Genomic DNA, 14,031 nt, shown 5'->3' with positions numbered 1-14,031 from the left:
TCAGTCGTCCGACGGCGCGGCGGAGCTCTCGCTTCCCGAGTCAGCAACGTCTTTTGCGAACGGGTACCACGCCTGTTTACCGTCGTCCATGTACGGGGCTTCGAAGTCCGATTCGGCGGGTTCGCAGAACTCGACGAGCGCTTCGGTGCCGGTCGCTTCGACCCACTGGCGGAACGTCTGTCCCTCCTCGCGGTGGGCCGCGAAGGCCTCGAGCAGCCGTTTGATCGCCATCGGTGCCTCGTCGGCCGGCACGCGCTGTTGGATCCACTCGACGAACGAGGGGTTTTCGCCGACGCCGCCGCCGACGCCGATGTCGAACGCTTCGACCATTTCGCCGTTCTTTCGGGCGCGCATGCCCTGCAGGCCGATGTCCGCCGTCATCGCCTGCCCGCAGTCGGCCGTACAGCCCGAGTAATGCATGCGAATCTGTTCGACGTCGTCGGGGAGTTCGACGTTGGCGTTGAGCCAGCGCAGCATCTTGGCCATCCGCGCTTTCGTCTCGGTCAGCGCGATCGAACAGAACTCGGTGCCGGTACAGGCCATCGCGCCGCGGTCGAAGACGCTCGGCTCCGGCGGGTACGTCGCGAGCAGCGGTTCCTCGAGGAGGTCCTCGAGTTTCTCGTCGGGAACGTCCGTGATGATGCAGTTCTGCCGGCGGGTGAGTCGAATTTCGCCGGAGCCGTACTCGTCGGCCAGGTCGGCGATGGCGATCGCGTCTTCCGCGGGGAGCCGTCCGACGGGGACGGTCAGTCCGACGTAGTTCTTCCCGTCGATTTGATCGCCGACGCCGACGTAGTCGCGGGGCCCGTCTCCGGACGGTCGACCGGCGTTGTACGTGTACTCTTCGCGGAAGTCCTCGCCGGCGGTTTTCAGTTCGAAGTCGACGTACTCCTCCTGGAGCGTCTCGCGGATCTTCTCCTCGCCCCAGTCCTCGACGAAAAAGCGCGCGCGGTTCTTCGCCCGCGTCGTCCGGTTGCCGTAGTCGTGGTAGAGTTCGACGAAGCCGCGGCCGACCTCGTAGGCGTTCTCCGGCGTGACGAAGATGTCGAGGGGCGTCGCCGCACGGGGTTGGCGACCGCCGAGGCCGCCGCCGACGCGGACGTTGAACCCCTTGACGACCTCGCCATCGATCTCCTTGCGAGCCGCCTCGAAGCCGATGTCGTTGAGCGAATCCTGCGCGCTGCCGTCTTTCGACCCCGTCGCACTGATGTTGAACTTCCGGGGCATGTTCGACAGCGCGTCGTCTCCGCGACACTTTTCCTGAAACTCCTCGAGCAGCGCCAGCGAGTCGACGTACTCGTCGATCTTGCCGGCGAGCGCGCCGCCGGAGATGTTTCGCATCGTGTCGCCGCCGGCGGATCGACTCGAGACGCCCGCCGACTCGAGGTGTTCCCAGACGTCGGGAACCTCCTCTAGGTCGAGCCAGTGAAGTTGGACCGACTGTCGGGTCGTCAGGTCGAGAAAGCCGTTTCCGAACTCCGGGTTTTCGACGGGGCCGGTCGCGTAGTCGCGGGCGACCTCGCCGATCGCGCGGAGCTGACCTGGCTCGAGGACGCCGCTCGCATTCGTCAGGCGCATCATGAAGTACGATTCCTGACCGTCGCGCTGATGGAACAGCCCCCAGAACTTGAACCGGGTGAACCACTTATCGCGCTCGTCTTCCGGAATCGACTCGAAGCCTTCGTCGGCGAACTCGAGGATGTGCTCGCGGACTTCGTCTCCGTAGCACTCCTCCTTGTACTCCTCTTTTTTATGAACCATCGCAGTTCACCCCGAGTCGGATTGGACGGTCGTCTTCTAAATCGTCAGATTTCAATTGGATCATTGCTCAATGTACGGATGTTAGTCATGCTGGTGAACAATATAATGGTAACCGTTTACAAATGGCCATATATGGGCGTATTCTCGGACGACTACCCGATGTACAATGACATATTGTGTGTATTAGGACGATGATCGAAATTATCGGCCGTGGCAGTCGCTGTCTTTTCATCGCTTTCGCGCCGAATCTTGATCGATTGCGGCCGTCGTCGATGCGCGAGCACGACGTATCGCGCTCGACGGACGGGTCTCGAGCGCCGACCGCCGGAACGGTTCGGTACCGTTTTCCCGCCGGTTGTACTCTGTTCAGCCATGACACCGTACCCGCCGATCAGCGAGCAGCTAGACGATCTCGAGGCGGCTCGAGAAGAGGGTCGCCGAAAGATGGACTGGGCCGCCCAGCACATGCCGATCATGTCGGCCGTCGGCGACGAGTTCGACGCCGACCAGCCTTTCGAGGGCGAGCGGATCGCGATGGCAATGCACGTCGAGGCCAAGACGGCGATCCTGGTCGAAACGCTCGCCGACGGCGGCGCCGAGGTCGCGGTCACGGGCTGTAATCCCCTCTCGACCCACGACGACGTTTCCGCGGCGCTCGACACCCACGAGAACATCACGAGCTACGCGAAACGCGGCGTCGACGACGAGGAGTACTACGAGGCGATCGAAGCCGTCATCGACCTCGAGCCGACCGTCACCGTCGACGACGGGATGGACCTCGTGGCCGCGATCCACGAGGACTACCCCGAACTGATCGATAGCATCGCCGGCGGTTGCGAGGAAACCACCACCGGCGTCCACCGCCTGCGCGCGATGGACGAAGACGGCGCGCTCGAGTACCCGGTCTTTGCGGTCAACGACACGCCGATGAAACGGCTGTTCGACAACGTTCACGGCACCGGCGAATCCTCGCTGGCCTCCATCGCCATGACCACGAACCTCTCGTGGGCCGGCAAGAACGTCGTCATCGCGGGCTACGGCTACTGCGGCAAGGGCGTCGCGAAGAAGGCCGCCGGCCAGAACGCGAACGTCATCGTCACCGAAGTCGAACCGCGCCGAGCGCTCGAGGCTCACATGGAAGGCTACGAGGTCATGCCGATGGCCGAGGCCGCCGAGGTCGGCGACGTGTTCCTGACGACGACGGGCAACCGCGACGTGGTCGTCCGTGAGCACTTCGAATCGATGAAAGACGGCGTCCTGCTGGCGAACGCGGGTCACTTCGACATCGAGATCGACCTCGACGCGCTCGACGACCTCGCGGTCGACCGCTACGAGGCCCGCGACGGCGTCGAAGCCTACGAGATGGACGACGGACGCCGATTGAACGTGATCGCGGAAGGTCGGCTGGTCAACCTCGCGGCTCCCGTCTCGCTCGGCCATCCCGTCGAAGTAATGGACCAGAGCTTCGGTGTGCAGGCCGTCTGCGTGCGGGAGATGCTCGAGAACGCCGACGAATACGACGCCGGCGTCCACGACGTCCCCGACGAACTGGACAAAGAGATCGCCGAAATCAAACTCGAGGCCGAAGGCGTCGATTTCGACTCCCTGACCGACACCCAGCGCGAGTACATGGGTTCGTGGGACCACGGGACGTAACGGCCACTTCGCGGATTCGTCGTGCGCGTCTTTGAGCGCGCCATCTATTTTTCTCCCTTCTCGAGATCGTCCCAACGTACAACTTCCCGCCCGATAGGAAGTCTCTGCACGGTATATGCGGATCCGAAGCCAACGACTATCTGTGAGAGGTGACCGATAATGGCAGATACTACGGCAAACCGGTTGGAAAGCACGCTCGGTGGGGTTCGACTCGAGGGACGTCCACACCAACTCAGCGCGTGGGCGATCGTCGGCCTTCGACTCGTCATGGGTTGGGTTATGCTGTCGGCAGGGTGGGGAAAGTTCACGGGCGGCTTTAGCGCCTACGGGTACCTGTCGAACGTCGATCCGGCGAGCCCGGCAAGCGGAATCTTCGGCGCGATGGCCGAGAACGCATCGATGATGGCCGCGGTGGATGTCATCGTCCCCGCGACCCAGATCATGATCGGACTAGCCCTGCTCGCCGGCCTCTTCGTCCGACTGGCCGCGTTCGGAGCGGCGACCCAGATGGTGCTTTTCTATCTGGGTAGCTGGGACGTCGCCGGCGGCCTGGTCAACGACCAGTTCGTCTACGCCGCGGTCTTCCTCGCGTTGGGTGCGTTCGCGGCCGGGCGGGTCCTCGGCGTCGATCGCTACCTCGAGGAGCACTCGCTCGTCGAGCGCGTCCCGACCCTGCGCTACCTCCTCGGGTAGTCCGGATATTCGCACAACCGGGATGTCGTACGGCTCTGCGTTTCCGACCGGGTGTATTCACTCATCGACGCCCTTGAGAACACCCGGACCCACCGCTCCTTGCGGACGGTCGTTCGATTCGCGACCAACTATCACGACTCAATCTCGAAACGCAATCTTTTTCCGAAAATTCAACTACGAACGTGCACTAGTATGCACTATCTGAACATAATCAAAACATATATCTTCGATCACTCCAAGATATGGGTAGGGAACGATCCACAATGTCCAACGTTTCACGTCACGATGTCTCGGACGGCGATGCGCTCGAGTCGGCGTCGGAGTCGGTTGCTGCACTCGAACACGTCACGGCAGAGTACGAGGACGGTCCGAACGCCTGTACGATGTACCCTCGAAACTGCACCGACCACGAGATCGCCACCCACTGGATCACCGCCGAGACGGGTTCGTACGTCGATCTCTCGGACATGCGCTAACGCGGCCTGCACAACCGCTCTTCTGCAAAAGGAACGCCCAAGGGGCTCGTCGATGTACGGCCTTTCATGCCCACCCCCACTCGTTCCGAGAGTCCGACGCGTTCGGTTCTCGTCGGATTCGGTCTCTCCGTGTTCGCCTTCGTCGTCGTCAACGCCCTCGTGGCGCCGCTCGCGTTCCTCGAACCCGCGCTGGGGGACCCGAACCAGCAGGCCGATCGGGGACCGACGATCGTCATGCTCCTGCTCAACTTCGGCGGATTCTTCCTCGCTGGCGGGATCTACCTCGCCGTCACCGGGCGCGGGTGGTCGTTCGTCGATCTTCGAATTCCAACCGTCCGCGACTGGGGGTGGGCCATCGCGGCGACGCTCGGGAGCATTCTGTTTATCATCGTGTTCGGCTTTCTCATTCAGTTCCTCGAGTTGCCCCAGGCCCCGAACGAGGTCGTCAACATCATCGGCGACGATCAGGTCTTACTGCTCGCGATGTTCGCGATCGTGGTCTTCGCGAACGCGCCGGCCGAGGAGTTCTTCTTCCGAAACATCGTGCAAAAGCGGCTCTACGAATCGTTCAGTCGGAACGGCGCGGTCCTCGCGGCGAGTGCGATCTTCGCGCTCGTCCACATCCCGTCGTATCTCATCGGCGGGCCGCTCTATGGAACCCTCGTCTCGCTGTTTGCGGTCTTCTGTGGGTCGCTGATCTTCGGCTACGCGTACGCCAGAACGGACAACATCCTCGTCCCGACGGCCGCACACGCCGGCTTCAACCTCTTTCAGTTCGGACTCCTCTACCTCCAGCTCGAGTACGCCGACTCCGGAGAATTGCCGTCGCTGCTCCTCGAAGCCGCCGTCGCGTTCGTGGTACTATAACAGCCGATCGGGTTGATCGCTGGGTCGCCTCGTTTAAGAGGGGCCGCACGTGAGTGAGTGATATGTCCCAGGCGAAAGGCGATCGCCGCGAGCGCGAACTCGTCAATCTCCTCGACGAGGCGGGCTTTGCGGTGATGCGCGCCCCGGCGAGCGGCTCGGCGACGGAGCGGGAACTGCCGGACGTACTCGCCGGCGACGGCGAAACCTTCTACGCGATCGAAGCCAAGTCGAGTTCAGGCGACCCGATCTATCTCACCGGCGAGGAGGTCGAGGCGCTCACGTACTTCGCACAGAATTTCGGCGCGAAACCCCGTATCGGCGTCAGGTTCGACCGCGAGGACTGGTACTTTTTCCATCCCGGCGACCTCCACGTCACCGACGGCGGCAACTACCGCGTCAAAAGCGAGACGGCCATCGCCGAGGGCACCGACTTCTCGGAGTTCGTCGGCGAATCCGAGAAGGTCACCCTCGAGGACATCGACGAGGACGGCGTCGACACCGGCCCCGACCCCGAAATCGTCCGGGTGCTCAACGCGGTCGAACAGGGCGTGATGGACGTCGAGGAAGCCGCGACGTTGCTCGAGTAGAGTAGTCGTCCGCGTCGGTCCTGGTACTCGTCTCCACGTCAGTCGTCCGCCGGCACCGACTCCGACAGCGCTTCCGGGTCGACCGATGCGAAGCGGACGACGGGGTCGAAGTGTTCGAGGGGCAGTCGATCACCCTCGATGATCCCTCGCGCCTCGCTGTCTGCGAGTTCGTTCGCGACGAACCGCCTCGCGACGAGCGCCGTTCGTCCGTCCCCGCCCTCGAGAGCGGTCTGGGCCTGCTCGAGGAGGAGTGCGGCGGTAAAGACGTCGAAGACGTAGTGGGCGAGCCGTTTTGCCGACAACTGCGCGTCGTCGGTCTCAGCGTCGGCGAGCGTCGCCAGTGCGCCTGCAAGGTCGTGGTACTCCGATTCGACGACCCCTGCGGAGTCCTCGAGTGCGGAGTGGGTCACCGTCTCGAGTCGGTCCTGTACGGCCTCGAAGAACGGCTCGTGGGCGGCCTCGCGATCGAGCGCTCGGAGCACGTCCAGTGAGAGGATGTTCTCGGTCCCCTCCCAGATCGGCAGAACCTGTGCGTCCCGGAGCAATCGATTGGTGACGAAGTCGTCGACGTAGCCGTTGCCGCCGTGGATTTCCATCGCGTAGGAGGCGGTGTCGACCGCCATCCGCGCGGTTCGGGCCTTCGCGATGGGAATCAGCAGTCGCATCAGTCGGTACGTTTCCTCGGCGTTCTCGTCCCGTCGACGCTTGTTCTCGCCCCGTCGACGCGTATTCTCGAGTTTCTCGCGGTTCTCTCGCTCGAGACGTTCGCGTTCGGAGAACAGCCGCGCAACCTCGAACGTGAACGCCGTCGCGGCCTCGTGGTCGACGGTCATGTCGACCAGATCGGCCCGCATCAGCGGATGCCGATCGATCGTCTCGCCGAAAGCCTCCCGATTCGCCGCGTAGATCCGACTCTCGAGGAGCGCGCGGCCCATGATCCCACACGACGCCGCGGCGTTGGAGAGCCGCTCGACGTTGAGCATCTCGGTCATCTGTTTGAACCCGTTTCCCTCCTCGCCGACGAGGATCGCCTTCGCGCCCGTGAACTCGACCTCGCCCGTCGGAACGGAGACGGTCCCGAGTTTGTCCTTCAATCGGCGGTAGTACTGATCGTTGAGCTTCGCGGACGGGATTCCCTTCCGACCGCTCGCGTTCGCGGCGAGCTCTCGCCGCTCGCGTTTGGTCATCGCCCCTCCTTCCGGATCGGCGTGGGGGACGAGAAACAGGGAAAGCCCGTCGGTTCCCGCCGGCGCGCCCTCGGCGCGAGCGAGCGCGAGGGTCCCTTCGGCGTCGACGTTCGAACAGAACCACTTCTCGCCCTCGAGTCGCCAGTATCCAGACTCCTCGTCGTAGGCGGCGCGGGTTTCGTTGGCCCCGACGTCGCTCCCGCCCTGTTTTTCGGTAAGGAACATCGCGCCTTCGATCAGGTCGTCGGAGTCGCGACTCGTGAGGGCCCCGTAGTAGGGCGCTATTTCCTCGCCGCCGAACCGCTCGAGAACGAGCGCCGCGCCCGTCGTCATCGCGACGGGGCAGTCGAAACCGGGGTCGGCGTAACTGAGCAGGTACTGCATCGCGAGGTTGTGACTGAACGGCATCGGTTCCTCGCGGTCGGGCGGAGCGTGAAACGAGTCGGCGACGATGCCCGCCTCGTAGGCTAGCTCCTCGTTTTCGTGTTGCTCAGCGGGGTATCGGACGTAGTTTTGAACCTCGCCGTGTTTGTCGTAGGGCTCGAGTACCGGCCCGTTGTCGTCGATGTAATCCGCGTTGTCTGCGATGGTGTGTCCGACCGTTCGACCGAACGACGCGAGCCGCGGTTCGGCCCACGCGAACTCCTCGTTGGTGTAGATCCGCTCGAGTTCGCGCTGGAGGGTGCGGTCGAGGGCCCAGTAGTTGACGCCTCGGCCCTCGTCGAACTGGCCGAAATCGATCCTCGAACTCATAGTGTGAGTATAGTTGACGAACCGCAATAAAATGGCAGCGTCTCGAGTGGACTTGCCCGCCGTCTCGAGCGGATCCATTCGCAGATCAGTTCCGATCGTCGGTCCGCACGCGTTCGAGGCGCGTTCGCGGGAACACGTAGACCTTCAGCGACGCCGGAACGACGCCGTTCCGTGCCACCGTTGCGTGGGGGTAGACGGTTCCGACGACCGGGACGTCGGGGTCGTAGTTCTCGTTCGTGCCGTACTCGGCGACGGTGGTACTCGCGTCCGGAATCTGGACGGCGTCCGCTCTCCGATCCGAAACGTCGACGACCGTCAGTCGGTCGCCCGTCTCGCGGTCGCGAACCGTTGCGCCGGGATAGATCCGGTGGCGTTCGCAGTAGAACGGGCCGTCTACGTCTTCGTCGACGAAGACCGATTCGCCGCAGTCGGTACACTCGACGGCGATCCGGCCGAGCGGCGGGACCCGTCCTGCCGTAATCTCGATCGCGACGCGGCGAACGTGCTTACAGCGGACGTTCCGGAAGACGTGGTCCGGACAGGTACACCGCCCCGCCTCGAGGTCGACGAGGTAGGTGTGTTCGCTCTCGGATTCGACCTCGTAGAGGCCGTCGCCGAGTGCGAGCACGGACATCGCCTCCGTGCGCGCGCGAAGCGATCGCTCCTCGAGTCGTCTATCGGTCGGTACTGGAAGGCTGGTTTTCGGTGACGCGGTTGTTATCATGTGCGTCGAGGGCTGCAGTCGGTCGGCTGGCTATTCGACGCTTATACGTGCTCGGGGATAATAACGGCCGCGCCTGCACACCCAGCCCTCGATTATCGACCGAATCGACCGGTCGTTCGATGCCATCGCGTTCGCCCGCGTCTTTCCGACCGCCGCCTGAATTCGTCCGGTACGCCCCCTCGAGTTCGCGCGGCCTCGAGCGCCGCACTCCGCCTCGAGGAGGCGTCTCGCGGACGATGCCTTCGATACGTTTTTCACCGGCCCGTCGAAAGCATCGACCAATGCTCGAGCGTGACAGCCTTATCGAAACCGGCGCGGCCATCCTCTCGGTCCTTCTTATGGTTTCGACGATGGTGTACATCGGGACGACGTACTCCGGATCCAACGGCGAACTGTCCGCCGACGGCGGTCAGATGCTGGTCGCGGCCATCGTCGGGTTCGTGATCTTTCTCACTGGCGTCGGCGTCGTGCTGGCCTACACGTTGAACGATCCAGAGGATGGACTCGAAAACGACGTTGACACGCAGGGATCGGCGTAAGCGAGTCTCGTTTTCTCCCGTGGTCACGATATTGATTTCCGATCAGGCGTCGCCTTCGGCCGTCGTCTCCCGCCAGTCCTCGAGTTCGTCGTCGTCGGCGTCGTCGATCCGGTTCTCGTAGTAGGCCATCGGGTGTGGAATCTGCTCGCAGAGGTCGTCTTTGTTCACGCAGTCACCGTACGATTGCATCGTCGCACACGAAGGCGGGGAGTACTCCGTCGGCGACGTGTCGCCGCGGATGTGGTCCGTCTGGTACCGCGTCATCTCCTCGCCGAACGAGGAGTTTACCCGGTAGAGGTCGACGATATCGTCGGTTTCCATCCCGATGCTCGCCAGAAACGCCGTGATCGCAAACCGGGAGTGATGGGGTAGGTGTTCGCCCTTCTGGATCTGATCGAGCAGCGCCTTCATACACGGCGGGAAGAGGTCCGGAACGACCGTGTCGATCTCTCGAGTCAGGTCCAGTTCGGCGAGTACGTCGCGGATCTCTTCGGCTTCGTCCTCGAGTTCGGTCGCGATCGTGTCTGGAACGTCGAACGGAAGCCCGTCTTCGATCCGTTCGCGCACGGCTTCGCGCAGGAGCGTCAGTAGCTCCCTCTCGTCGACCGGCACCTCGCCGTTGTCGAGGGGTTGGTTGACCAGTCGCCACTCGTCCTCCCAGAGGTCGCCCGCGAGGGGTAGGTACGTCCCGACGTCCACTCGATACCCACCATCGCCAACCGCTCGGATCGACTCCTCGAGGTCGAACTCCGAGAGAAGGTCAGCGAGGTCGAGTCCCGCCGTCTCGACGCTTTTCAACTCCGTCGTGTCCTCGAGGTCGTCCGTGAACCGGTCGAAGGCCGTTTCGGCTTCGGCGCGGGCGTACTTGCGGACGAGTATCGACTCGTTACCGAGCGAAACGAGCACTCGAGCGACGGGATAAGAAAGCAGTTCCACGCGCGGTTCCCGGTGAGCCTCGCCCGTTGTCCCCTTCTCAAGCGAGGCGACGACGCGCTCGCGGGCGCGTTCGACGACCGCCCCGTCTTGCTCGACGACGGTGGCCAGATCGACGGCCTCCGTGGCGACCGAGTCGCGGGCTGCCTCGAGGAAGGGGTATCGGGCGTGCAGTCGCTGCATCGATACAACGATATTACTGGGAGGGGTTAAACGCGCTGGTTGTCGGCGCTCGCTCGCCCCTGAGTTCGATCGATCCAGTAAGATCTGCCGTTTCGTCGCCCCATCGATGCTCGATTTCAAGGCCGTCCGCCACGTCGGTTGTCGTATGCCACGGGTCACTCGAGACGGGGTGTCGATCTACTACGAGCGAGACGAGCGTGCAGACGGGACGAGCGGCGATCCGGTCGTCTTCGTCCAGGGGCTCGGCTACGGGCGGTGGATGTGGCGCTGGCAACGGGAAGCCCTCGCCGGCGAGTTCGACGTGATCGCGCCAGACAACCGAGGAACCGGCCGATCGGACGCCGGCCTCCCGCCGGGCGTTTCGAAACTCCCGCGTCGACTGCGCGCTCCCCTCCTCGCAACCCTCGCCAGCTATTCCATCGAGGGGTTGGCCGCGGACCTCGAGGCCGTCCTCGAGGACGCCGGCATCTTCGACGCCCACCTCGTCGGCGCGAGCATGGGCGGGATGATCGCCCAGCAGTACGCCCTCGAGTACTCGCGGGCGGCCTCGCTCACGCTGTGTTGTACGAGCCACGGCGGGCCGGACGCAGTTCCGATCCCCGAGGAAACCCGAGAGCAGGTCTTTTCAACGCCAAAGGGCGCAACCGAACGGGAACGACTCCGCCACCGGATGCGCCCGGCGTTCACCGAGCGCTTTACCAATCGAAACCCGCATCTCATGGACCGGATCATCGAGTGGCGACTCGAGCAGGACGCCGACGGACCCGCTCGCGAGGCCCAGGCCGGTGCGGTACTCGACTTCGACGTCGCGGATCGACTCGATCGCATCCGGGTGCCGACGCTCGTCCTGCACGGCACTGCCGATCGAGTGATCCCCGTCGAAAACGCCCGCCTGCTCGAGAAGAAAATTCCGGACGCGACTCTCGAGACCATCGAGGGTGGCTCACACTGCGTTTTCATCGAATCGAGCGACGAGGTGAACGATCACCTTCGAACGTTCCTCCGCGAACGAGTGGAGGCCAGTCGGCCGGTGTAGAAGTGCAGTGCGATCAGCCGATGTCGGAACGACCTAACTCGTCTCGAGTCGAATCCGACCGTCGAACTCGACGCACACTTCGTATCCCTCGTAGGGGAACACGATTTGGTAGGCGCTCGAGTCTCCGCCGTTGCGCTCTCGAACGTGTTCGTACAGCGAGTCGAGCGCTTCGGGGTCGATGACGTCGTATAGCGGCGGTAACGATGCCGCGTCCGTTCCCGAGAGGGTCGCTATCGCGGAGATGATGGCTTCGCTCGGCTGTCGTCCGTCGACAGTGACGACGTGACTCGACGGAGAGCCTGCAGAATCGTCGGGAGAGACCATACCCGTTCTAGTGGCTTCTCGGTGGTAACTCCTCCCCTTTTCGTCGTCGCTGCGTACATACCACTTTTCCGAAAGCTCAGTCGAGAGCGGGGGTCGCTTGGCAACAGTTAGGGACGGGAGTCGCTTGGCAAAACGGCTGTTTCCCAGCAACCGCGCTTTCGGAAAAGCCCCGCTCGAGGAGCGTCGTAGAAAAACCGAGTCCTCAGTCGCTCTGGATCCGCGGCGCGAGCATGTACGTGACCTGCCCGTTTCCGTCGCCGTAGCCGAAGAACATCTTGATCGGGAACTCTTCGCCGAGTGCGAGCGTCACTTCGGTATCTGCGGGAATCGCCTTGTTCATGTCCTTCAAATAATCGAGCGAGAACAGCGAGCGTGCCGGACCGACCTGCAGGTCGATCAGGTCGTCTCGAGTCAACTCGAGATGGACGTCGTCGGTGTCTCCCTCCGCGTTAACGTAGAAGAACTCCTCGCTTTCGTCGACGCCGAGTGCGATGTGGTCCGAGACCATATCGGCGGCTTTGACCGATCGGTTGAGGTCTTTGCCCTCGAGGACGACTTCGGCCGGCAGGTCGAGATCCGGAATGTCCGGCTCCTGTCGGATCGAGTCGGGATCGATGAGCGCGAGCGTGTACTCGAGCCCGTCGATCTGGATGTGAAGCTTGCGCGTCTCTTCGTCGAGTTCAAACTGGATGAGCTGGCCGGATTCGGCCATGCCGGCGATGTCCTCGAGCCGCGAGAGGTCGACGCCGATCAGTCCGCCGTCGGCTTCGTAGGATTCGAACGCGGCTGCATCGAGCGAGAGGTCGACCATCCCGACGTTGGCGGGATCGACGGCCCGAATCTCGAGGCCTTCTTCCTCGAGGTGAATCTTGCACTCGTCGACCAGCACGCTGATCGAATCGAGCGTGCTGGTGAGCGTTTCCGCGCTCACGATGGCCTTGAACATATGTGACGGGCTACGAACGGTCTGCATAAAAAGCCACCTTTTGCGGTCGATCGGAGCCGCTGGTGGTGGCTGCCGATCGGCGTCGCCTCCGGTCGGCGCTCATCGGCGTTCGGATCGCTCACCCGAGTGGCAACAGCGGGGACGACAGGTGCGTCACGCCTATCAGCGTCGACGCCTTCGGTGGGAGTACACATCCGACGCGTTCCGCTCGCGTGGCCGATCGAACCGACGGCCGCGGGAAACCGGATCCGTCTCTGGTGAGCTATCCATGACTGGCAAAGACCACTACTACAACAAATCAAAGCAGGAGGGCTATCGATCTCGAGCGGCCTACAAGCTCAAACAGCTCGCAGACCTCGAGAACGTCATCCACGGGGGAGACACGGTCGTCGACCTCGGGGCCGCGCCGGGCGGCTGGCTGCAGGTCGCGGCCGAACGCGTCGGCCCGCAGGGAACCGTCATCGGCGTCGACCTCCAGCGAATCAAACCGCTCGAGGATCACGACACCGTCGAGACGGTTCGCGGGGACATGACCGAGGATCGAACGCGCGAGCGAGTTACCGATACGGCAGGCGGCGACGTCGATGTCGTCGTTTCGGACATGGCACCGAACATGACCGGCGAGTACCACCTCGATCAGGCGCGATCCCTTCACCTCGCTCGGCAGGCGTTCGAGACGTCGCTGGAACTGCTCGAGACCGGCGGCGACTTCATCGTGAAGGTGTTCGAAGGGCCCGACGTCGACGCGTTCCGATCAGATGTCGAAGACGAATTCCAGTACGTCCGCGCGACGAGCCCGAAAGCGTCCCGCGATGCGTCGTCGGAAATCTATCTTATCGGCAAGGGGCGGCTCACCGCGCCGATCCAGACGGGCGACGAACTCGAGGTCGACATCGTCGATGTCGGCACAGAGGGGGACGGGATCGCCTCGGTCGACGGCTATCGGCTGTTCGTTCCGGACACCGAAGAAGGCGAGACGGTGACGGTCCGGGTCGACGATGTCAAACCGAACTTCGGCTTCGCAAAGCGGCTAGATCGCGACTGAGCGTCATCGTGACATCGAATCGCCGCCGCTCGAAATCTCTCGTTTCCGCTCGTCTCTCACTCGTCGGGCTCGAGTCGGTCGTGTCGATCGTCGATTTCGTCGAGAATATCGAGGTTTTTGCGGATCGACGAGCGGATGGCGTCGCTTCGATTGACGAATTTGCCGTCGTCACCGACGTGTGCATCGAGGTCGTCGAGTAGTTCCTGCGGGATTTCGACGCTGATTTTGGGCATGGCTGTGGGTTCGAAGAGGTGTTCCTTAACAGTTGATAGCTACTCTCTTGCGTTCGAAACTTCGGCTCGAGCGCCTGACTGCTCCTTC

The 14,031-nt window shown here is 63.1% G+C and carries 16 protein-coding genes; 9 read left to right on the top strand and 7 right to left on the bottom strand.

Translation table 11 applies throughout. From position 1 onward, the window contains the following. A complete protein-coding gene (locus HALLA_RS13370) occupies positions 1-1,761 on the bottom strand; it encodes a nitrite/sulfite reductase (protein ID WP_049953821.1) in 1,761 nt (586 codons plus the stop codon). Positions 1,762-2,133: 372 nt separating this feature from the next. On the opposite strand from HALLA_RS13370, the gene HALLA_RS13365 reads away from it, so the two are divergent. From HALLA_RS13365 to hjc, 5 genes are all read left to right on the top strand, one after another. Further along, positions 2,134-3,417, top strand: a complete 1,284-nt coding sequence (locus HALLA_RS13365) for an adenosylhomocysteinase (protein WP_049953820.1) — start codon at positions 2,134-2,136, stop codon at positions 3,415-3,417. Positions 3,418-3,576: 159 nt separating this feature from the next. Beyond that, the gene (locus HALLA_RS13360) at positions 3,577-4,110 is read left to right on the top strand and encodes a DoxX family protein (protein WP_049953819.1); all 534 of its coding nucleotides are present in this window, start codon (positions 3,577-3,579) and stop codon (positions 4,108-4,110) included. Between the two features lie 263 nt (positions 4,111-4,373). Beyond that, complete coding sequence (locus tag HALLA_RS13355; RefSeq protein WP_049953818.1) at positions 4,374-4,586, top strand: DUF7511 domain-containing protein; 213 nt, start codon at positions 4,374-4,376, stop codon at positions 4,584-4,586. A 66-nt stretch (positions 4,587-4,652) separates the two neighbouring features. Then, on the top strand, positions 4,653-5,453 hold the full coding sequence (locus HALLA_RS13350; RefSeq protein ID WP_049953817.1) for a CPBP family intramembrane glutamic endopeptidase: 801 nt from the start codon (positions 4,653-4,655) through the stop codon (positions 5,451-5,453). 62 nt (positions 5,454-5,515) lie between these two features. Beyond that, complete coding sequence (hjc, locus tag HALLA_RS13345) at positions 5,516-6,040, top strand: Holliday junction resolvase Hjc (RefSeq protein WP_049953816.1); 525 nt, start codon at positions 5,516-5,518, stop codon at positions 6,038-6,040. Between the two features lie 38 nt (positions 6,041-6,078). On the opposite strand, the gene HALLA_RS13340 is transcribed toward hjc, so the two are convergent. Then, positions 6,079-7,980: an acyl-CoA dehydrogenase family protein gene (locus tag HALLA_RS13340; protein ID WP_049954129.1), complete on the bottom strand. Its 1,902-nt coding sequence runs from the start codon at positions 7,978-7,980 to the stop codon at positions 6,079-6,081. Positions 7,981-8,065: 85 nt separating this feature from the next. Then, positions 8,066-8,704, bottom strand: a complete 639-nt coding sequence (locus HALLA_RS13335; protein ID WP_049953815.1) for an SWIM zinc finger family protein — start codon at positions 8,702-8,704, stop codon at positions 8,066-8,068. A gap of 281 nt (positions 8,705-8,985) precedes the next feature. Here HALLA_RS13335 and HALLA_RS13330 point away from each other — a divergent pair, with 281 nt between their 5' ends. Continuing rightward, positions 8,986-9,243, top strand: coding sequence for a DUF7472 family protein (locus HALLA_RS13330; RefSeq protein WP_049953814.1), 258 nt, complete (start codon positions 8,986-8,988; stop codon positions 9,241-9,243). A 42-nt stretch (positions 9,244-9,285) separates the two neighbouring features. Here HALLA_RS13330 and priL read toward each other — a convergent pair whose 3' ends face one another. Next, positions 9,286-10,359 carry a DNA primase regulatory subunit PriL gene (priL, locus tag HALLA_RS13325; RefSeq protein ID WP_049953813.1) on the bottom strand — a complete coding sequence of 358 codons (1,074 nt, stop codon included), beginning with the start codon at positions 10,357-10,359 and terminating at the stop codon, positions 9,286-9,288. 145 nt (positions 10,360-10,504) lie between these two features. Between priL and HALLA_RS13320 the strand changes: the two genes are divergently transcribed. Beyond that, positions 10,505-11,395, top strand: coding sequence for an alpha/beta fold hydrolase (locus HALLA_RS13320; protein ID WP_049954128.1), 891 nt, complete (start codon positions 10,505-10,507; stop codon positions 11,393-11,395). 33 nt (positions 11,396-11,428) lie between these two features. Here the strand turns inward: HALLA_RS13320 and HALLA_RS13315 are convergent, their stop codons facing one another. Next, positions 11,429-11,719 carry a HalOD1 output domain-containing protein gene (locus HALLA_RS13315; RefSeq protein ID WP_049953812.1) on the bottom strand — a complete coding sequence of 97 codons (291 nt, stop codon included), beginning with the start codon at positions 11,717-11,719 and terminating at the stop codon, positions 11,429-11,431. Positions 11,720-11,921: 202 nt separating this feature from the next. Beyond that, entirely contained in the window at positions 11,922-12,665 is a 744-nt protein-coding gene (locus HALLA_RS13310) for a DNA polymerase sliding clamp (RefSeq protein WP_049953811.1), read from the bottom strand. 65 nt (positions 12,666-12,730) lie between these two features. On the opposite strand from HALLA_RS13310, the gene HALLA_RS13305 reads away from it, so the two are divergent. Together HALLA_RS13305 and HALLA_RS13300 are read left to right on the top strand one after the other, a co-directional pair. Continuing rightward, positions 12,731-12,937, top strand: coding sequence for a hypothetical protein (locus tag HALLA_RS13305; protein WP_049953810.1), 207 nt, complete (start codon positions 12,731-12,733; stop codon positions 12,935-12,937). Beyond that, a complete protein-coding gene (locus HALLA_RS13300; protein ID WP_049953809.1) occupies positions 12,934-13,710 on the top strand; it encodes a 23S rRNA (uridine(2552)-2'-O)-methyltransferase in 777 nt (258 codons plus the stop codon). Before HALLA_RS13305 ends, HALLA_RS13300 begins: the two co-directional genes overlap by 4 nt. Before the next feature lie 56 nt (positions 13,711-13,766). Here HALLA_RS13300 and HALLA_RS13295 read toward each other — a convergent pair whose 3' ends face one another. Further along, complete coding sequence (locus tag HALLA_RS13295; protein WP_049953808.1) at positions 13,767-13,943, bottom strand: ribbon-helix-helix domain-containing protein; 177 nt, start codon at positions 13,941-13,943, stop codon at positions 13,767-13,769. Positions 13,944-14,031 lie beyond the last annotated feature (88 nt).

This window comes from Halostagnicola larsenii XH-48 (assembly GCF_000517625.1).
In the GTDB taxonomy this organism is placed as follows: Archaea; Halobacteriota; Halobacteria; order Halobacteriales; family Natrialbaceae; genus Halostagnicola; species Halostagnicola larsenii.
The sequence above is the reverse complement of the archived record's forward strand: the minus strand, read 5'-3'. Positions and strand labels throughout refer to the sequence as shown.